Raw genomic sequence first — 19,965 nt, forward strand, 5'->3', positions numbered from 1 at the left:
GCACGAAAGGCCTATGGCAAACTCGCAAGCGGTCTTCCTGGAAGGCAACCTCTTCAAGCATATCTCCATCATGTCCCTGACATCTTCGGTGGGCTTGATGGCCGTTTTCCTTGTCGATTTCGTCGATATGATCTTCATCTCGATGCTGGGGAAAGAGGAACTGGCCGCCGCCATCGGCTATGCGGGGGCGATCTTGTTTTTCACCTCGTCATTCGGGATAGGCATGGCGATTGCCGCGGGCGCTTTGGTGGCGCGGGCCTTGGGGGCAGGCGATGGGGCGCTGGCGCGGCGACGGGCCGGGACCACCCTGCTGATCGGGTTTCTCTTCGGCAGTGCCTTTGCGGCGACTGTCTGGCTAAACCTGTCGTTTCTGGTGACGCTGCTCGGGGCCAGTGACGAGACCCATGATCTGGCGGTCAGTTACCTGCAAATCATTCTGCCATCCCTGCCTTTGCTGCTTCTGGGCATGGTGGGGGGGCGCGATCCTGCGGGCGCACGGAGATGCACGCCGGGCGATGATCGCGACGATTGTCGGCGGCGTGGTGAATGCCGTGCTCGACCCGATCCTGATCTTCGGCCTTGATCTGGAACTGACCGGCGCGGCCATCGCCTCGGTCTGTGCGCGGGTGTCGATTGCGGTCGTGTCTCTGATCCCCATCTTTCGCCACCACGGCGGCTTGGCGCGGCCCACGCTGCCTGACCTGCGGCTGGATTTCGCACCCATCGTGGCGCTGGCCGCTCCGGCGGTCCTGACGCAATTGGCAACGCCCGTGGGACAAGCCTTCGTGACCCGCTCCATGGCCGCTTTCGGGGAAGAGGCCGTCGCGGGCATGGCCATCATCGGCCGTCTGACGCCCGTGGCCTTCGGCGTGCTCTTTGCGCTGTCGGGGGCTGTGGGGCCGATCATTGGCCAGAACTTCGGCGCCGGGAAGCAGGACCGCGTGACCCGTGCGTACCGCGACGCCATGCTGTTCACCGCCCTTGTGGTGGTTTTCGTCAGCGCGGTGCTTTTCGGGCTCCGAGAACCCATCGCCGCGCTTTTCACAGCCACCGGAGAGGCGCGTGACCTGCTGTTCCTGTTCTGCGGGCCCCTGGCGCTGCTGTTTTTCTTCAACGGTATGATCTTCGTGTCGAACGCCAGCCTCAACAACATCGGTTATCCCTATACCTCCACTTGGGTGAACTGGGGCCGCCACACCGTGGGCGTCATTCTTCCGGTGCTGGTCTTCTCGGCCTGGTTCGGGGCCGAGGGCGTGTTGATCGGGCAGTCGTTGGGCGGCGTCGTCTTCGGGATATTGTCCTTTGTGCTGGTGCGGCGGATCATCGGGACGGCGAAGACGGCTCCGCCGGATGAGCCGTTCGCCCGCCAGGCACGTTTGCTGGCGCTCTTCCACCGCCACCGCTGACGCTCAAAAAAAATTGGGAACCATTGTTGCTGTCGCAGGTTGTTCCACCAACGCAACAACAAGGAGACACCCAATGGAATATGGCATTCTCGGCCTCATCGTACTGATCGCCAACATCTACGCGATTTTCAAAACCTGGACCTCCGCGGCCTCTACTTTGGCCAAGGTCATCTGGACTGTCGTTATTCTGGTCCTGCCGGTCTTGGGCTTCATCGCTTGGCTGGTTGCTGGTCCAAAGGGCGGCAACTCGATCAACGTATAACGGGCCGGCGCAGCGCTGTCGCGGAACCCTCCCTTCCGCCCTCGCTATTTGCTCGCTCAAGTCAAAGGCCACCCCTCGGGGTGGCCTTTTGGCGTTCGTCAAAACGGTGTCGGTTCAGGCGTAGACGGTGCCCCAGCGTTCGATCAGCGCTTGCTGCATCCGTTTGGCCGCGCCGTTGTAGGCGCGTGACCCGGCAGGGCGTTCGCGTTGATCCTCGGGAATCGCATCGCGGCGGTCCAGATCGGCGCTGAAAATGGTGAACGCCAGGTCTCTCCCCGACGGTGCGCGGGCAAACCCTGTCAGGGTTGAGACAAAGCTGAGCGTGCCGGTTTTGCCCACCACATCAACCGGGTGCTCCTGAATAACGTTGCCGTCGCCGTCGCGCATGGGGATGTCTTTCATCAACCCCCGCAACGGACCGTCGGGACCGGCTGAGATCAACGCGTGGGTCATGTCTTGCGGACGCAACCGGCTATCGACGCCAAGCCCCGAATGATCGACGAACCGCGCATTTCTCGCGCCCAGGGCCTCTTCCATCCATGCGGTCATCGCGGCCCCCGATTCGGGGAGGCTCGCCACCCTTTCGCCTGCCGCCTGGGTCGCCATCAGCCCCACAACCTCTGCTGTCAGATTGGTGGACCACCGCATCATCCCGCGCAGGATTTCATCGAGCGGGTCTGACACATGCTCGACCAGAACCAGTGCCTCCTCCGGGGCGTGCAAGACGTATTCCGGTGTCTCAAGGCGGACCCCGTGATCGTCCATCAGGGTTTGGAACACTTCGGACATATAAGCGGCGGGGCGGCGCACGGGCAGCCATCTTGATCCGGCATTGCCAAGTGCGCCTCGGGCCACGGTCCAGGCGTCGTGGCTGGCGGCGTCCGAGTAGGTGTAGACCGGCGACGTGCGCTCCTCCACCCGCATGCGGGCGACCTGCACGGCGGGGCGCAGGGAGGCGGACCTTGCGTCCATCGAGATGGTGTAATCCTCGCCCACCCGTTCCCATTCAAAATGGACCCGGTTGAAATTGAGGTTCAGGGCAGAGATCGCCGGGTTATACCCCACATGAGGTAGCTGGCCGGGATCAATCTGCCATATCTCGGGAAGAGCGCCAGTTGCCACCCGGAACCTTCCGGTGACCTCTCGGACCCCCAGATTGACCAAGTTTTCGGCCATCGTGGCCAGCGCATCGGTGTCAAACAGCGGGTCGCCAGAGCCGACCAACCACAGGTCTCCGTCCAGCCGCCCGTCGGCCACAACGCCGTCCGAGACAAGCCGGGTGCGGAAGCGGTAATTTGGGCCCAACCGGTCCAGGGCATAGGCGCTGCTAATGGTCTTGGCGACCGAGGCGGGGGGCAGCGGAAAGAGTGGGTTCATCACCTCCAACATCTCTCCGGTGGCAGCGTCTGCCACGGCAAAACCGATGCGCCCGCTCAGGCCGGCGGCCTGGACGATCTCGGCGGCCTCGGGGATGGTGCGGAGCAAAAAATCACTGGGGCGCGCAAGCGGGCGCAACGACCGTTCCGGTGCGGCAGCCCAAGCAGCGGGTGCGGTGCTTGCAAGAAGCCCGCTCAGAAATATCCGTCTGGAGATCATCGATTCAAATCACTTGGCAGCGTGGGGTAGGTTACCTTGCCTAAGGGGCGACGCTCAACCCCCCGTAATGACACGATCTTGTGCAATATGTTGCGGGGTTTCCTTGCTTGACGAAGCGGAGTAGGGCAGGGGGCAATGGACAAGAACACGCTTCGCGCACTGCCCCTTATGTTGCTTGCTATGGCGCTGATCCCCGCGGGGGATACGGCGGGCAAACTTCTGTCTGCGGGCGTCGGCACAGGCGGCGTCCCGGTCGCGCCGATCTTCATCGCCTGGAGCCGTTTTGCCATCGGGGCGCTGATGATCGCGCCCTTCGTCGCCCATCTCGTCGAGCCGCGTCTTTTTACTGATTGGCGCGTGTGGCTACGAGGCTTTCTGGTGGCGGGGGGCATTACCTCGATCCTGACGGCGCTCTCGACAGAGCCGATTGCGAACGTATTCGGTGCCTTCTTTGTCGGGCCCATCGTGTCTTGGCTCCTGTCCGTGTGGCTGCTGCGCGAACCGTTTTCGGCCCCGCGCTTCGGCCTGATCTGCCTCGGGTTTGTTGGCGTGATCCTGGTGGTCAAACCGGGCTTTGGCATGACGCCGGGCATGGGTTTTGCGGTGCTGGCGGGGCTATTTTATGGCTGCTACCTGGTGATGAGCCGCTGGATGGCCAACATTGCGCGGCCTCGGGCCTTGTTGTTCTCGCAATTGGTGATCGGGGCGCTGATCCTGTCGGTGCCGGGGATCTGGGCCATGCCGTCCATCACTGCGCCCGTGGTGGGGTTAACCTTGATATCCGCGGCCTGTTCCATGCTTGGCAACCTGCTTCTGATCATTGCTTACCGCCGGGCCGAAGCCAGCCGCATGGCACCTTTCGTCTATTCGCAACTGATCTGGGCGACGTTGCTGGGCGCGTTGGTGTTTGATGCCTTGCCCGATGGCTTGGCCCTTGCGGGGATCGTTCTGGTGTTGGCGTCTGGCTTTGCGTCCCTTGCCGTGCGCGAACGCCCCGCCGCTTGACTTGGCGTTTATTTCCACCCGCCTTTTGCGCGGATGGCCGAGCTTGAGACATCCAGCATTGGCACATTCAGGAAACACCAGGCCGGCGCATCGGATTGCCCCAACAGGCGGGCCGCGCTGGCGGGTAGCTTCGCGCTTCGGAACCTTTGGGCGGCCACGGAGGTCCTTGCGCTTATCCTGTCGCCGGGGCGGGCCAGAACACCCACGGGCACGTTGCCCATAATCCACTCCCACTGCTGCCAGCGATGGAATTGCGCCAGATTATCAGCGCCCATCAACCAGACGAACCGGACGCCCGGGTACAAGCGGCACAGCTCTTTCAGGGTTTCGGCCGTGTATCTCGTGCCAAGTTTCGCTTCGATATCAGTCACCTCCACCCTTGGGTGTGTGACCAAATCCCTTGCGGCGGCCATGCGGCGGGGCAGGGGGGCGGGGCCGCGGGCCTTTAGCGGGTTTCCGGGGGAAACCAGCCACCACACGCGATCCAGACCAAAGCGTTTCAGCGCCTCGCGCGAGACATGCACATGGCCTTTGTGGGGCGGGTCGAAGGACCCTCCAAACAGGCCGATGGTCTGGCCGGGTTGAGCATATGGCAAGTCGTGGCGCACGTCGCGGCCCCTTCGTTTGACGCGCTTTGATGGGGCGCGGGGGGCGGGCTGTCAATCGCTTGGCCCCGCAGGCGAGCGACGGGGAGATAGCGACAAGTTGAGGTAAGTTGCCCGCTGATTTTGCGCGGATGGCGTCGGGGCGTTAACTCCCGGTTCGCAAGCAGCGGCCTATGTTCCCGTGGATTCCAAGGGGCTGTTGCCATGAACAATATAACCATGATGCTTGTCGCTTGGGCCGTTGGGCTTTGGCCGATGATACTTGAGCCCGCGATCCTGTTCGCGGCGATGGAGGTCGGCCTTGCTTCGCTCTTGATGCTGACCCTTGCCGTGTTGTTGATCAGGATGCGAGCGTCAAACACTGCCAGACATGCGCTTCAGGAAGTGGCGCAAACCCTTGATGATGTCTCGGCGCAGGAATCGATCCTTCGGGCCGTGGCGCAACACGCCAGTGATGGTTTGGTGTACCACGATATGGAGGGCCGCATCTTGTGGGCCAACCCGGCCTATTGCCATACCATGGGCCGGAGTTTGGAAGAGATTCTGGGCCGCCGCCCGCAGGAGTTCTGTTTCCCCCCCGATATGAAACCCGCCGAGGAAGAGATTGAGAATTTCCGTTTCAATCCATCGGGGTATGAGTTCAACAACCTTGTACGGCGGCCCAATATGCGCCGCAATGGAGAGGTGTTTTGGCACGAATTCAACCTCGCCGTCGTTGAATCCCGTGACGGCGATGACCGGGTTGTCCTGTCCTCTCGCGATGTCACCACGCAGGTCAATCGCGAGGAAGAGCTGAAAGAAGCCCAATCCTATCTATTCCACGCCGCCAATCACGATGCGCTGACCGCCTTGAAAAACCGGGCGGCGCTGCTGGTCGACATCGAAACCGTGCTTCGGGAACGGCGGCGCGAAGACCGTGAACTGGGGTTGGTTTTCATCGATCTCGACCACTTCAAAGCGGTCAATGACAGCAATGGTCACGCCGCGGGCGATCAACTGCTGATCCACGTGGCCGACGCGATGCGTGAAACGGCCCGCGAAGGAGATAGCCTGTGTCGTATCGGCGGCGACGAATTCGTTATGGCCTGTCCCGGCGTCGCCAGCTTCGATGAACTACAGCACATCGCCGATGCCCTGTTGGACCGCATCAGAACGCCGATCTACTGGGCCGATGCCAACCTGTCGTGTGGGGCCTCCATCGGGATCGCACTCAGCAATGGGGATAATGTCACCGCCGAAGACCTGATCCGGTCCGCCGATTTCGCCCTTTACGAAGCGAAAAAACCCGGCGCGCCGCGCGTGGCCCGCTACGATGCCTTGTTGCACGAACGGCAAGAGGTCGAAAATGCCTTGATGGAGGAGTTTTCAGAAGCGCTCGATTCCGATGGAATCAGCTTCGTCTACCAACCCATCATGGACGCCCAGAAAGGCGAGATTCGCGCGTTTGAGGCTTTGGCCCGTTGGCAGCGAAGCAATGGCGAAACCGTTGGCCCCGACACCTTTCTCTCCTATGCCGCCCGGCTTAACCGTATGGCCGATATCGACTTCGCCGCGATCCGGGCGACCACCTCTCTGGTGTCGGAATTGCAGGCCAACGGCCATGAAATCCGCGGGGCGTTCAACACTTCTTCCGATGCCTTGGCCCATCCGGACTTCATGGAGCGTTTGGAGCATGAGGCGTGCCAGGCGGGCCTTGATGCCCACTCCCTTGTCGCCGAGGTGCTGGAAACCACCTTCTTCGGCTCGGACACCACCGATAGCGTCGCCGCCGCTCGAATTGTGGAGCTGCGCAACAAGGGTTTCGTCGTCTACCTTGATGATTTCGGGGTGGGCTATGCGGGCCTCGCCCACCTGAGCCAGTTGGACGTCAGCGGTGTGAAGTTGGACCGGTCTTTGATCTCGAATGTTAACCATGACCGCTCTGCCCGGATCATCACCACCTCCATCCTGCGCCTGTGCGATGAACTGGGCGTTGGCACCTTGGCCGAAGGGGTGGAAACCGCTGAACAGGCGGCGTTTCTGGTGGAACATGGCTGCTTCCGCCTGCAAGGCTTTGGCATTGCCCGCCCGATGGACCGGGCGTCCCTGATCGCGATGGCGGACGCCCGCGCGCCGATCATCATCCCTTCGGAACAAAGCTTCGCGGCAAAGTCCGCCTAGGCCGCTTGTCGCCTTCCCAAACCCATTGATTGCCGTTCCCGCAACGCCCCTTTAAAGAAGGGCGCAACAGCGATTTTTTTGAACGGAGTGGACCCATGGCCGCCTATCAATACGTGTACCATATGGACGGTGTGTCCAAGACCTACCCCGGTGGTAAAAAGTGCTTTGAAAACATTCGCCTGTCCTTCCTGCCCGGTGTGAAAATCGGTGTCGTTGGGGTGAACGGCGCGGGTAAATCCACGCTGATGAAGATCATGGCGGGGCTCGACAAGGATTTCACCGGCGAGGCTTGGGCCGCGGAAGGTGCCAAGGTCGGCTACCTGCCGCAGGAGCCGCAGCTGGAAGAAAGCCTGTCGGTGCGCGAAAACGTCATGCTTGGCGTGGCCGAGAAGAAAGCCAAGCTCGATAAATACAACGAGCTGGCGATGAACTATTCCGACGAGACGGCCGAAGAAATGGCCGCCTTGCAGGACGAGATCGATGCCAACAACCTTTGGGATCTCGACAGCCAGATCGACGTTGCGATGGAAGCGCTCCGCTGTCCGCCCGATGATGCGCCAGTGGAAACGCTCTCGGGCGGTGAACGCCGCCGCGTCGCGCTGTGCAAACTGTTGCTTGAAGCGCCTGAAATGCTGCTGCTCGATGAACCGACCAACCACCTCGATGCCGAGACGATCGCATGGCTGCAACAGCACCTGATCGACTACAAAGGCACGATCCTGATCGTCACCCACGACCGTTATTTCCTTGACGATATCACCTCGTGGATCCTCGAATTGGACCGCGGTCGCGGCATCCCTTACGAGGGCAACTATTCCGCATGGCTGGAGCAAAAAGCCAAGCGGTTGGAGCAGGAAGCCCGCGAAGACAAGACCCGCCAGAAAACGCTGGAGCGAGAGCTTGAGTGGATCCGGCAGGGTGCCAAGGCCCGCCAAGCCAAGCAGAAGGCCCGGATCAACGCCTATGAAGATCTGGCCGGAAAGTCCGAGCGCGAGAAGCTGTCGCGTGCCACGATCATCATCCCCAACGGCGAACGCCTCGGCTCCAAGGTGATCGAGATCGAGAACCTCAAGAAGGGTTACGGCGACAAGCTGCTGATCGAAGACCTTTCCTTCGCGCTGCCCCCTGGCGGCATCGTGGGTGTCATCGGCCCCAACGGCGCGGGCAAATCCACCTTCTTCCGCATGCTCACGGGCCAGGAACAGCCCGATGCGGGCACGCTGGAATATGGCGACACGGTGGACCTCGCCTACGTGGACCAGTCTCGCGACGCATTGGACCCCAACACGACCGTGTGGGAGGAAATCTCCGGCGGGGCCGAGATCATCGAGTTGGGGGACGCCACCATGAACTCCCGCGCCTATTGCTCGGCGTTCAACTTCAAGGGTGGCGACCAACAGAAGAAGGTTGGCCAGCTGTCAGGCGGTGAGCGTAACCGCGTCCACATGGCCAAGCTGTTGAAATCAGGCGGCAACGTGCTGCTCCTCGATGAGCCGACCAACGACCTCGACGTCGAGACGCTGCGAGCCCTTGAAGACGCTCTGACCGATTTCGCAGGCTGCGCCGTCGTCATCTCCCACGACCGCTTCTTCCTCGACCGCATTTGCACGCACATTTTGGCGTTCGAGGGCGAGGCCCACGTCGAATGGTTCGAGGGCGATTTCTCGGCCTATGAGGAAGACAAGAAGCGTCGTCTGGGACCAGATGCGTTGGAGCCGAAGCGGTTGAAGCACAAGAAATTTGTGCGGTGAACGTCGGCCTTCGCGATGAAACCCGCGCCAAAGGGGAATGTGTCGTTTGACCTGCAATGGCTATGAATTTGGCTGGATCATTGCGGTTTTATGCGTTGGCGCGGCAATGATCCAATGGACGCGCGCGTTGCGCTGTGATGCGTACCGCCGTCTTTATCTCAACTGGCTTACGTTGAAAGACCCATTGGGCGCGGGGCTATGGTCGACCTATCCTTGGCTGCATGTTCGGCCATTGGTTTCCGCGCTGGTGATCGTCTGTATTGGTGCAGGCATAGATGCAGCATGCGGTCCCCCATGATGCGCCCGTGTCATTGTTGAACTTGAGGGAAAGCAAACTTCAAGCGGCTTCACCAAATTCACCGTCTTCTGCTAATCCGAACCACTTCGCCTCAACGCGTCCAAGCCGGATGTCTCGGAGTATCGATGATGCCGCCCAATCAGTCGGCTTTTCGACGAACCCATGTTTCACCGGGTTCATCCAGCAATACCGGATGTGCCTCTCCAAATCGGCCTCATCCCGGCAGTGGTGCTCCCAGAACCGGCGTTGCCAGATACCAACCTCGCCTTTGCGCCGTAGGGCGGGGTTCACCCCGCCGCTTGCCTCCCACGGCGGGACAAGTCCCGCCCTACGGGCATCGCGAGAGAACCGGGATTTGATGCGACCCCAGCGCTGGGAATAATTCGGGTCTTCATTCGGCAATCTCCAAACCGCATGCATATGGTCCGGCATTACAACGTAAGCCAGAATCTCGAACGGGCGATCACGCTTGGTGACAATGACCGCATTTCGCAGAATGTCCAAATGGTCGAGCAGTGCGGAAGAACCGCGTTGTTGTAAGCAAACGGTGAAGAAGACGGGCAGGCCAGTTAGGCGAGGACGCTTGTAATTCGGCATACTGGCAGCCTACCCCCGACAAGGTTTACGCGCGGTGAACGCCCCACCTTCCCCTTGATTTCTACCCCCATCTGCGCCATATGCACTCTGCGACCGTTACCGCACCTCGATCTACTGTCTCCTCTACCAAGGCCTCAGTCTCGATCTGCTACCCAACTGACGCCGAACCGCCGCAGGCACGCGGGCGGGAATACAATCTAGGAGACACACGATGGCTAATGGCACCGTGAAATGGTTTAACTCGACTAAAGGCTTCGGCTTCATCGCACCAGAAACTGGCGGCAAAGACGTGTTCGTTCACATCTCTGCTGTTGAGCGTTCCGGTCTGACTGGCCTCGCCGACAACCAAAAAGTGACTTACGACCTCGAAGCTGGCCGCGATGGCCGCGAGAGCGCCGTGAACCTGAAGACTGTCTAAGCGACTCTTCAGCATTCGCTGACAAGACGATGGCGCGCCCGGTTTCGGACGCGCCTTTTTTGTGCCCGGAAGACGGGAATGTCGCAGGGGGGGCGGGCAGATTGATATACCATTGATATACCCCGAGCAGTTGGACCGTGGCTGCGCGGGCGGGGTGGAGCGTGTAGCCTGAGGGGGCATCAATTCCCATCGGAGTAGAGCCGTTCCAGGCAAGGCAACCAGGCCGGCGCCGGATACAGCCGATCTGGCGCGAGGGCATCGGCCAATTTTCGCCAAGGGGTTGAGCAGGCTCGAAAAAGGGACTGTGAAAGCGGGCGCGATATCGGATATCAGCGCGGCGATTTTGTGTGACAAGGGCCGAACCGAACAGGGTGGCGGCACCAAATCACCACAAGCCCAAAGGAAACAACATGACCCGCCCCGCACAGCCCCGCAATCAACCAACCCCGATCCCCAGCAGGCCCGCGCCAAAGCCGTTTCGCTTCACCGATTGGGCCGCGATCTAGGGCTGTCAAGTCGGTGGAGCATCCACAGACAGCGGCCGGGACATTTGGTAAATTGGGGCATCAAAGGAGAACCGAGATGACCCCTCGCCAAGTAAAGCACCCTCAACGAAAGCCACGTCCCCAACCCGTTCGCTTTACGGATTGGGCCGCGATTTAAAGCACTTAGCGCCGAGCGGGGCGCCGACGCACTAACTTTCCCCGCGACCTGAGCCGCCTGCGCTTGCATGGAGCATTGCGAAGGGCCGATGCCTTGAGGTCGCGATGGAGGGCGCCATATCCGATCAGCCGGACATGATGGTGACCCAGCCCTGCGCCGCTGCGCTTTGGCGTCCAGTTACCCAAAACATTCACCGAAAGCGCTTGAGTTTCGGCCAAACCCCGATGTTTCGCGTTGCTTGCACGGCGTTCTCCGCTACGCTTTCCGACAATCTCATCGCATAGGAGTTTCGTTAACCATGCGTTCTATCAAACCGATTTTGGCGGCCACAGCCCTTGTCACGGCCTTCCTGAGCACGCCTGCGCTGGCGCAAGACGCGGAGGAACTGGCGTTTGTGAGGGGACTGATGGAATCCATGAACCAGCTTTCCGTACGCTTCAACCGAGAGGTTTGCGGCTTCATCTTGCAGGATGCGGAGGGGAACTTCAGCTCGACCAAAGTGTCATGGGGCGGGGAGGCCAGCTGCGCTTCATTGCCGATTGAGAACGGACAGAGGGCGGTGTCGTCATGGCATACCCACGCCGCGTGGGGGCTGGGGTATGATGGAGAGGTGCCGTCCATTCAAGATGTTGAGGGCGACATGCGTTACGGCGTGAACGGTTGGGTGAGCACGCCCGGAGGGCGGCTGTGGTATGTGGATGGAACCACGGGAACGATGGTTCAGGCCTGCGGGCGCGATTGCGTGCCGGTTGATCCGAACTTCTACCCCGAAGAGCACGGCCCCGTGGCGGAAACGTACACGTTGGACGGTTTGTACCAACGCTTTGGACGGTCCCGCTAGGCGGACGGGGGAAGGGGGCTAGCCCCCTGTACGATCTTTTCCAAGGAAAAAGATCGCCCACCCCCAGAGGTGTATTGGCCAAGATGAAGGAGCCCATGACGGCCCCGGCGCGCTTGGATTGCGGCCGGGGCTTTGGTTTATTCAGCGGCGTCGAGGTAGTCTTCCAAAGGCGGGCAGGTACAGATCAGGTTGCGATCGCCTGCGACGTTGTCGACGCGGTTGACGGGCGGCCAGTATTTATCCACGCGGAAGGCTCCGGGGGGGAAGCAGCCCTGTTCGCGAGAGTAGGCCCGGTCCCAATCGCGGACCAGGTCCTCCATCGTGTGGGGGGCATGGTGGAGGGGGCTTTGATCGGCTGCTAGTTTGCCTGCCTCGACATCGGCGATTTCAGCTCGGATGGATAGCATGGCGGTGATGAAGCGGTCGAGCTCGGCCTTGGTTTCCGATTCAGTGGGTTCCACCATTAGGGTGCCGGCCACTGGCCAGCTCATGGTGGGGGCGTGGAAGCCGTTGTCCATCAGACGTTTGGCGATGTCATCCACGGTGATGCCTGCCTCGGCGAAGGGGCGCGTATCGAGGATGCATTCGTGGGCCACGCGCCCGGTTTTGCCTTTGAACAGAACGCCGTAGGCCTCTTCCAGGCGACGGGCGATATAGTTGGCCCCGAGGATCGCGACCTTGGTGGCTTGGGTCAGGCCGGAGCCGCCCATCAGGTGCACATAGGCATAGGAAATTGGCAGGATCGAGGCTGAGCCATAGGGCGCGGCGGAGACCGGGCCAGAGGTGCCACCGGTTTCGGGGTGGCCGGGCAGGTGCGGGGCGAGATGTGCCTTCACGCCGATCGGGCCCATGCCGGGGCCGCCGCCGCCGTGGGGGATGCAGAACGTCTTGTGCAGGTTCAGGTGGCTGACATCGGCGCCCAATTCTCCGGGTTTGGACAGGCCCACCATGGCGTTCAGGTTGGCGCCGTCGAGGTAGACCTGGCCACCTAAGGCATGGGTGATGTCACAGACCTCGCGCACGGATTCCTCGAACACACCATGGGTGGAGGGATAGGTGATCATGCAGGCGGCCAGCTTGTCGCCTGCGGCCTCGGCCTTGGCGCGGAAGTCGGCGATGTCGATGTCTCCGTCTTCCTGAGACTTCACCACGACCACCTGCATTCCGGCCATTTGAGCAGAAGCTGGGTTTGTGCCATGGGCGGACACGGGGATGAGGCAGACGCTGCGATCCTCGCCATTGGCGCGGTGATAGGCAGCAATCGTCAGGAGGCCCGCGTATTCCCCTTGGGCGCCCGAATTGGGCTGCATCGACATGGCGTCATAGCCGGTAATGTCGCAAAGCTTGTCGGACAGGTCCGTTAGCATCTCGGCGTAGCCAACCGCCTGATCGGCGGGGGCGAAGGGGTGCAGGTTTCCGAATTCGGGCCATGTGATGGGCATCATCTCTACGGCGGCGTTCAGCTTCATGGTGCAGGAGCCGAGGGGGATCATCGCCCGGTCCAGCGCAAGGTCCCTGTCGGAAAGGCGGCGCATGTAGCGCATCATCTCGGACTCGGCCCGGTTCATGTGGAAGATCGGGTGAGTCAGGTAATCTGACGTGCGCAACAGCGCTTCAGGGATCGCGGGGCTATCGGCGGCAGGGGCAACAGCCACGCCAAAGGCTTCGCACAGCGCGCCAAGGTGCGCGTCGGTCGTGACCTCATCCACCGAGATGCCAATGCGATCCGCACCCACATCGCGCAGGTTGATGCCACGGGCCACAGCGGCGGCCATGATCCGCGACTGCTTGTCGCCGACGTTCACGGTCATCGTGTCAAAGAAAGTGTTGTTCTCTGGCGCGAAGCCTCCAGCGCCGAGGGAGGCGGCCAAACGCACGGCACGCATATGCACCCGCTCGGCGATGGCGCGTAGGCCTTGGGGGCCGTGGAAGACGGCGTAGAAGCTGGCCATAACCGCCAGAAGCGCCTGTGCGGTGCAGACGTTGGAGGTCGCCTTTTCGCGACGGATATGCTGCTCGCGGGTTTGTAGCGACAGGCGGTAGGCTTTCTGGCCGTGGCTATCGACGCTGACGCCAACGATACGCCCGGGGAGCGAGCGTTTCAGCGCGTCACGGCACGACATGAAGGCGGCGTGGGGGCCGCCATAGCCAAGCGGCACGCCGAAGCGCTGGGCAGAGCCCACAGCGATATCCGCGCCCATGGCGCCAGGCTCTTTCAACACGGTCAGCGCCAAAAGGTCGGTGGCGACCACGGCGATAGCTTTGGCCGCGTGGAGCGCCTCGATCTGGGCCGACGGGTCGGCCAACGCGCCATACGTGCCGGGGTACTGGAACAACCCGCCGAAGACCCCAGTTGCGTCCAGGCTGTCCGCCTCGCCGACAATGACCTCAATCCCTAACGGCTCGGCCCTGGTTTGCACGACAGCCACCGTTTGGGGGTGGCAATTCTTGTCCACAAAGAACGCGCGCGCTTTCGATTTCGACGCACGCTGCGCCATCACCATGGCCTCTGCCGCGGCGGTCGCCTCATCCAACAAAGAGGCATTGGCTACCGGCAGACCGGTCAAATCCGCCACCATCGTCTGGAAGTTCAGCAGCGCTTCCAAGCGTCCCTGGGCAATTTCGGGCTGGTAAGGGGTGTAGGCGGTGTACCAAGCGGGGTTTTCCAACACATTGCGTTGGATCGCAGGCGGCGTATGGGTGCCGAAATAGCCTTGGCCGATCATGCTGATCATCGGCTTGTTCTTCTCGGCGATTGCCCGCATGTGATCCAGCAACTCGGCTTCGGACAAGGCGGGCCAGTCCAGCGCGCTCGCCTGCCGGATAGAGGCGGGGACAGTGTCGTCAATCAATGCGTCCAACGAAGGCGCCCCCACGGCGGCCAACATCTCGGTCATCTCAGCGGGCGAGGGACCGATGTGGCGACGGTTTGCGAAATCAGTCGGATCATAGTCTGTGGTCATCCAAGGCATATTAGGCTCCATCGCGCACCAAGCGGGCGCTCCTTCATCTTTTCAAAAATATCGCCGGGGGTTTGGGGGGCTGGCCCCCCAATTGACTGGCGTGGTTTGGGGGGCTTGTCTTGGAGGGCTGCCCCCCCAAAAAAAATCCCAGCACCGAAGCCTATTCCGCGATCAAGTCCTTGTACTCGTCCTCGGACATGTATTCGTCCAATGCATCGGCGGATTCGACCTTGATCTTGAAGAACCACGCTTCCCCCATGGCGTCTTCGTTTACCAAAGCGGGTTTGTCGGCCAGAGCGTCGTTCACCTCGATGATCTCGCCATCCAGCGGTGAGATGATGTCAGAAGCCGCTTTGACGGATTCGATCACTACGATCTCATCGCCTTTGGAAACTTGCGTCTCGACTTCGGGCAGTTCGACGTAGACCACATCCCCAAGCTGGGTCGCGGCGTGCTCGGTGATGCCGACGGTGATGACATTGCCGTCAGCGCTGAGCCATTCGTGTTCTTCGGTAAATTTCATGGGGAGGGTCTCCGTCTTCTGAGTTGGTTTGGATCAGCGTTTGTAGCCGGGAGGGGTGAAAGGCAGTTTTGTCTGGGTCACGGGCAAGCGTTTGCCGCGCACCTCGCCGAACAGGGGGATATTGCGCGGGGTGGCTGCGTCAATAAGGGCCAGCGCCATCGGTGCGCCAAGGGTGGGGCCGAAGCCACCCGAGGTGATCTCTCCGATCGGGGCGTCGGCTTCGGGGCTGGCGAAGATCTGCACGCCAGCACGCATGGGGGCGCGGCCTTCGGGCAGAAGGCCCACACGGCGGCGCGGGGCGTTGCCGCCCAGTTGTGGCAAGATCACATCGGCGCCGGGAAAGCCGCCCGCGCGGTCGCCGCCGGGGCGACGCACCTTGCCGATGGCCCATGCCTGCCCGGCCTCGATCGGGCTGATTGTTGGTGACAGGTCTTGGCCGTAGAGGGGCAGGCCCGCCTCCAGCCGCAAGCTGTCGCGGGCGCCTAAGCCGATGGGCTGCACCCGTTCATCGGCTAGAAGCGCGCGGGCGAAGGCCTCGGACTGCTCATCCGGGATCGAAACCTCGAACCCGTCTTCGCCGGTGTAGCCGGATCGGCTGATCCAGACCTCGGTGCCGTTCCAGTCCAGGCAGCTGCTGTCCATGAAGGCCATCTTCGCCGCGTCCGGCAGTAACGCCGACAAGGCGGCCTCGGCCTTGGGGCCTTGCAGCGCCAGAAGCGCGCGCCCTTCGATCACCGTGACCCCGTCGATATGGGCGCGCATATGCGCGATGTCGGCATCCTTGCAGCCCGCGTTCACGACCAGAAACAACCCTTCTGGCACGCGAGCGATCATCAAATCGTCCAGCACGCCGCCTGCGTCATTGGTGAAAAAGCCGTAGCGTTGGCGGCCCTCGGCCAGCCCGGCCACATCCACAGGCACAAGGCTCTCCAGCGCTTCCACAGCCCCCATGGGCAGCATCACCTGCCCCATGTGACTGACATCAAACAGGCCCGCATTTTTGCGGGTCCATTGGTGTTCACCCATCACGCCCAAAGGATATTGCACCGGCATGGAATAGCCCGCGAACGGCACAAACTTTGCGCCCAATTCGCCGTGCAACTCTGCCAGTACCAATGTCTTCAGATCATCCGTCGCCATCTTCTTCCCCTTTTTGCGGGGCGAATGGCCCGGCATCACGCTAACACTGCAATGCGCAGTGCCCTCCTGATGCCCCCTCTGTCCTTTGGCCTGAGATCGTTATCCCTTCGGCGGAGGGGTTTTACCCTCACTCTCCAGAGTATCTTTGCACGACACAGGTCCGTTTGCCTGAGAGTTTACCGGGGCGGTTGCTCCTTCGGCCCAAGCCTGCCGGGGTCGGCAAGCCCAAGTCTCCCTATGGGTGCTAGGCGCAGAATACAGATGCGTGGGGCCGGATCAAGAGGGTTGATAGATATCTTCAATTGGCCCATTCCGAATGCCATGACGACCCCGTACTTTTTTGGCTATGGCAGCCTGGTGAACCGTAAAACCCACGACTCCCCCCATGCGTTGCCCGCGCAGGTGCGCGGATGGCGGCGGGTATGGAAGGGCACGAAACTGCGCAATCTGGCCTATCTGACGGTGGAGCGTGATTCGTCCGCCGTGACCCATGGGCTGATCGCGGCCGTTCCCGGCGCCGATTGGGCCGCGCTGGATGAGAGGGAAGCGGCCTATGCCCGACACCGGGTTGAGCAAATCAGCCACAACCATGCAGACCCGTTGGATGTGCAAATTTATGCGGTCGAGCCGCAGCACCAGGATGCGGGCGTATACCCGATCCTTCTGAGCTACCTTGATACGGTGATCCAGGGCTTCCTGGCAGAGTTCGGAGAAGCCGGTGCGGAAGCGTTTTTCAAAGACACGCGCGGCTGGCAGATGCCGATCCGTGACGACCGCCATGACCCTGTCTACCCTCGGGTCACGGTGCTGACGCCCGGCGAACGGGCCTTTGTGGATGAAAACCTGACCCGCCTGCGGGCCTAGGCTGCGCCACTATACCGTCATGTGACGGGCACGGGCGCCGCGTTCGATGGCGGCAGCGTGGAGGCGGTCAATGTTGAAGGAATCGCGCATTTCCTGAAGGAAACGCAGTTCCGCCTGCGCCAGTTTTCCATCGGCTGCGGCCACGTCACAGGCCAATGCATAGGCTGTCTCATAGAGATGCGGCGGCAAGTCTTCCTTCACCAGACCAAAGAGCGCGTCCACCCCGTCTTCATCCTCGAACAGATCAAAGACGATGTTCGCCACCAACCGCATCCGATCCGCGTCATAAGCCCCGAATACAGGCAAATAGTTCACCATCTGTTCGATCGAGAGCAACTCGGACGTGCGGATTGTCTGGTCGGACACGGAAATGCCGACCATCACGGCCACAAGGCTATCTTCTGGGGTGAAGCTATGTTCGGGCATTGCTGTCTCTCCTCTTGTGTGCCTGTCATTTATTGACGAGGGGCGTCTCAGACAATAGGGCGGTGTCATCGTTTTGGGCCCGATTGATAGGCCCGTTTCCATAGGATGAGATGAGATGACCGATCTGCGCGACGCTGCAATGACCTCCAAGGCTTGGCCCTTTGAAGAAGCGCGCCGTGTCTTGAAACGGTTCGAGAAGGCACCGCCCGAAAAGGGATACGCGTTGTTCGAGACAGGTTATGGCCCTTCGGGCCTGCCTCATATCGGCACGTTCGGTGAAGTGCTGCGCACGACGATGATCCGCCGCGCGTTCGAGGTAATCTCGGACATTCCCACCAAGATGATCTGTTTCTCGGACGATCTGGATGGGATGCGCAAAGTGCCGGGGAACGTGCCCAATTCCGAGAGCCTGAAACCGCACCTCCAGCGCCCGCTTACCGCCGTGCCCGACCCGTTCGGCACCCACGAAAGCTTCGGCCACCACAACAACGCCATGCTGCGCCGCTTTCTCGATACCTTCGGGTTCGAGTACGACTTCATCAGCGCCACAGAGTTCTACCAGTCCGGCCAGTTCGATGAGGTCTTGAAGCGGGCGGTGGAACGCTACGACGACATCATGAAAGTGATGCTGAAATCCCTGCGCGAAGAGCGCCAGCAGACCTATTCGATCTTCCTGCCAATCCACCCGGAAACAGGCCGCGTGCTCTATGTGCCGATGAAGTCGGTGAACGCCGCCGATCATACGATCACCTTCGACGACGAGGATGGGCGCGAATGGACTTTGCCGGTGACCGGCGGCAACGTGAAGCTGCAATGGAAGCCCGATTTCGGCGCTCGTTGGGCTGCCCTCGGCGTGGACTTCGAGATGTTCGGCAAGGACCATTCCACCAATGCGCCGATTTATTCGCGCATCTGCGAGATTCTCGGGACCAAAGCGCCCGAGACCTACACCTACGAGTTGTTCCTTGATGAAGGCGGCCAGAAGATTTCCAAGACTTCCGGCAACGGCATCAGCATTGATGAATGGCTGACCTATGCCTCGACCGAGTCGCTGTCGTATTTCATGTACGGCAAACCGAAGACGGCCAAGCGGATGCATTTCGACGTGATCCCCAAGGCGGTGGACGAATATCACCAACAGCTGCGCGCCTATGCCGACCAGGATACCGCCAAGCGCTTGGCAAACCCGGTCTATCATATCCACGGCCATAACGTGCCGACCTCGACCATGATTGTCAGCTTCGCGATGCTGCTGAACCTCGCGTCGGTCGCCTCGGCTGAGGATAAAGAGGGGCTGTGGGGCTTTATCCGCCGCTACGCGCCCGATGCCAGCGCCGAAACGCACCCCGATCTGGATCAAGCGGCAGGCTTTGCAGTGCGCTACTACAACGACTTCGTGAAACCCACACGGGTCTTCCGCCTGGCCGACGACAAAGAGCGGGCGGCGATGGAGGATCTGGCAGCGCGCCTGAAGGCCTATGACGGCCCGATCGAGGACGAGGCGATCCAGACCATCGTGTTTGCCGTGGGCAAGGATCACGGGTTCGAGCCTTTGCGCGATTGGTTCAAGGCGCTCTATGAGGTCTGCCTTGGGGCATCTCAGGGGCCGCGTTTCGGCGGGTTTATTGCTCTCTATGGTATTGATGAGACAGTGAAACTGATCGAGGACGGCTTGGCGGGCAAGCTGGCGGGCTGACTTTTTCGTCGCGTGCGCTAGATCATGGGGCATCCCAAAAGGAGACGCCCCATGATCCGTGCCTTGATCCTGTCTGCCGCCATCGCATTGGCCGCCGTATTGCCCGCCACAGCTCAAGAGCTTCTGCCCCCCAACCCGCAGATTGAGGCCGTTATCGACAGCCAGTTGAACGCCTTCCGCGCCGAGGATGTGTTGGAGGCCTGGCAATACGCCAGCCCGTCGATCCAGGGACAATTCGGCGACGTTCAGAATTTTGGACGCATGGTTGAGCAAGCCTTCCCAATGGTGTGGCAACCGGGGCAGGTGGCATTCATCGACTTGCAGACCTTGGGCGCGATGATTGTGCAGCGGGTGGAAGTTGTCGATCAGGCGGGGACCCTGCATTACCTTGGCTATTCGATGGTCGAACTGGCCGAGGGCTGGCGGATCAACGGGGTGCAGATCTTGCGCGCACCCGATATTGGGGTCTGAGCCATTGTTCGGGCGGTGCGCCCGGCCATGGGATTGCGCCGGCTTCGCCGTCGCCCACGCGCTCCGCGCCGTGCGGACCTCGCGCCCTGCGGGCGCTTGGTTGAGCGCGGTCTGCCGACCGCTTCTTGCCAAAGATCATCGGAAAGTTTCGGGGTGTCATCGGCGCCATTAACAACCCCTTAACCTTTATGGCCTAATCATGGCGGTGCAATCCGGGTTATCTGCCGTCCCAGTCGGCCGGACCCGGTGACTTACAGATATTGCAAAACAACCGAGGTGA

Annotated in this window: 16 protein-coding genes, 1 pseudogene and 1 riboswitch; of the genes and pseudogenes, 10 read left to right on the forward strand and 7 right to left on the reverse strand. The window is 61.2% G+C overall.

From position 1 onward, the window contains the following. The first annotated feature begins 13 nt into the window (after positions 1–13). Positions 14–1,406, forward strand: a pseudogene (locus AADW23_RS07760) (MATE family efflux transporter). Between the two features lie 73 nt (positions 1,407–1,479). Beyond that, complete coding sequence (locus AADW23_RS07765) at positions 1,480–1,668, forward strand: PLD nuclease N-terminal domain-containing protein (protein WP_341863935.1); 189 nt, start codon at positions 1,480–1,482, stop codon at positions 1,666–1,668. 114 nt (positions 1,669–1,782) lie between these two features. On the opposite strand, the gene dacB is transcribed toward AADW23_RS07765, so the two are convergent. Next, complete coding sequence (gene dacB / locus AADW23_RS07770; protein ID WP_341863936.1) at positions 1,783–3,153, reverse strand: D-alanyl-D-alanine carboxypeptidase/D-alanyl-D-alanine-endopeptidase; 1,371 nt, start codon at positions 3,151–3,153, stop codon at positions 1,783–1,785. 246 nt (positions 3,154–3,399) lie between these two features. Between dacB and AADW23_RS07775 the strand changes: the two genes are divergently transcribed. Next, entirely contained in the window at positions 3,400–4,269 is an 870-nt protein-coding gene (locus AADW23_RS07775; RefSeq protein ID WP_341863937.1) for a DMT family transporter, read from the forward strand. Positions 4,270–4,277: 8 nt separating this feature from the next. On the opposite strand, the gene AADW23_RS07780 is transcribed toward AADW23_RS07775, so the two are convergent. Continuing rightward, positions 4,278–4,877 carry a nicotinate-nucleotide adenylyltransferase gene (locus AADW23_RS07780; RefSeq protein ID WP_341863938.1) on the reverse strand — a complete coding sequence of 200 codons (600 nt, stop codon included), beginning with the start codon at positions 4,875–4,877 and terminating at the stop codon, positions 4,278–4,280. A 201-nt stretch (positions 4,878–5,078) separates the two neighbouring features. Here AADW23_RS07780 and AADW23_RS07785 point away from each other — a divergent pair, with 201 nt between their 5' ends. Both AADW23_RS07785 and ettA read left to right on the forward strand, forming a co-directional pair. Next, positions 5,079–7,034 carry an EAL domain-containing protein gene (locus AADW23_RS07785; RefSeq protein WP_341863939.1) on the forward strand — a complete coding sequence of 652 codons (1,956 nt, stop codon included), beginning with the start codon at positions 5,079–5,081 and terminating at the stop codon, positions 7,032–7,034. Between the two features lie 95 nt (positions 7,035–7,129). Continuing rightward, on the forward strand, positions 7,130–8,785 hold the full coding sequence (gene ettA, locus AADW23_RS07790) for an energy-dependent translational throttle protein EttA (protein ID WP_341863940.1): 1,656 nt from the start codon (positions 7,130–7,132) through the stop codon (positions 8,783–8,785). Positions 8,786–9,122: 337 nt separating this feature from the next. Here the strand turns inward: ettA and AADW23_RS07795 are convergent, their stop codons facing one another. Further along, positions 9,123–9,680 (reverse strand): transposase, encoded by a 558-nt coding sequence (locus AADW23_RS07795; protein WP_341863941.1) that lies wholly within the window; start codon positions 9,678–9,680, stop codon positions 9,123–9,125. A 211-nt stretch (positions 9,681–9,891) separates the two neighbouring features. Here AADW23_RS07795 and AADW23_RS07800 point away from each other — a divergent pair, with 211 nt between their 5' ends. Together AADW23_RS07800 and AADW23_RS07805 are read left to right on the forward strand one after the other, a co-directional pair. After that, entirely contained in the window at positions 9,892–10,098 is a 207-nt protein-coding gene (locus tag AADW23_RS07800) for a cold-shock protein (RefSeq protein ID WP_219003840.1), read from the forward strand. 961 nt (positions 10,099–11,059) lie between these two features. Next, complete coding sequence (locus AADW23_RS07805; protein ID WP_341863942.1) at positions 11,060–11,602, forward strand: DUF4329 domain-containing protein; 543 nt, start codon at positions 11,060–11,062, stop codon at positions 11,600–11,602. A 137-nt stretch (positions 11,603–11,739) separates the two neighbouring features. Here AADW23_RS07805 and gcvP read toward each other — a convergent pair whose 3' ends face one another. The 3 genes from gcvP to gcvT all read right to left on the reverse strand — a co-directional run bounded on the left by gcvP (position 11,740) and on the right by gcvT (position 16,228). Further along, positions 11,740–14,574 carry an aminomethyl-transferring glycine dehydrogenase gene (gene gcvP / locus AADW23_RS07810; RefSeq protein WP_341863943.1) on the reverse strand — a complete coding sequence of 945 codons (2,835 nt, stop codon included), beginning with the start codon at positions 14,572–14,574 and terminating at the stop codon, positions 11,740–11,742. Between the two features lie 151 nt (positions 14,575–14,725). Further along, positions 14,726–15,088 carry a glycine cleavage system protein GcvH gene (gcvH, locus tag AADW23_RS07815; protein WP_341863944.1) on the reverse strand — a complete coding sequence of 121 codons (363 nt, stop codon included), beginning with the start codon at positions 15,086–15,088 and terminating at the stop codon, positions 14,726–14,728. A gap of 33 nt (positions 15,089–15,121) precedes the next feature. Continuing rightward, a complete protein-coding gene (gene gcvT / locus AADW23_RS07820) occupies positions 15,122–16,228 on the reverse strand; it encodes a glycine cleavage system aminomethyltransferase GcvT (RefSeq protein ID WP_341863945.1) in 1,107 nt (368 codons plus the stop codon). A gap of 68 nt (positions 16,229–16,296) precedes the next feature. Next, positions 16,297–16,376, reverse strand: a riboswitch (glycine riboswitch). A gap of 173 nt (positions 16,377–16,549) precedes the next feature. On the opposite strand from gcvT, the gene AADW23_RS07825 reads away from it, so the two are divergent. Further along, complete coding sequence (locus AADW23_RS07825; RefSeq protein ID WP_341863946.1) at positions 16,550–17,092, forward strand: gamma-glutamylcyclotransferase family protein; 543 nt, start codon at positions 16,550–16,552, stop codon at positions 17,090–17,092. Between the two features lie 9 nt (positions 17,093–17,101). On the opposite strand, the gene AADW23_RS07830 is transcribed toward AADW23_RS07825, so the two are convergent. Further along, positions 17,102–17,518, reverse strand: a complete 417-nt coding sequence (locus tag AADW23_RS07830) for a tellurite resistance TerB family protein (RefSeq protein WP_341863947.1) — start codon at positions 17,516–17,518, stop codon at positions 17,102–17,104. A gap of 115 nt (positions 17,519–17,633) precedes the next feature. Here AADW23_RS07830 and AADW23_RS07835 point away from each other — a divergent pair, with 115 nt between their 5' ends. Continuing rightward, positions 17,634–19,214: a lysine--tRNA ligase gene (locus AADW23_RS07835; protein WP_341863948.1), complete on the forward strand. Its 1,581-nt coding sequence runs from the start codon at positions 17,634–17,636 to the stop codon at positions 19,212–19,214. Between the two features lie 51 nt (positions 19,215–19,265). Continuing rightward, a complete protein-coding gene (locus tag AADW23_RS07840) occupies positions 19,266–19,685 on the forward strand; it encodes a DUF4864 domain-containing protein (protein WP_341863949.1) in 420 nt (139 codons plus the stop codon). The last annotated feature ends 280 nt before the right edge of the window (positions 19,686–19,965 follow it).

Origin of the sequence: Gymnodinialimonas sp. 57CJ19 (assembly GCF_038396845.1) — a bacterium.
Classification (GTDB): Bacteria; Pseudomonadota; Alphaproteobacteria; order Rhodobacterales; family Rhodobacteraceae; genus Gymnodinialimonas.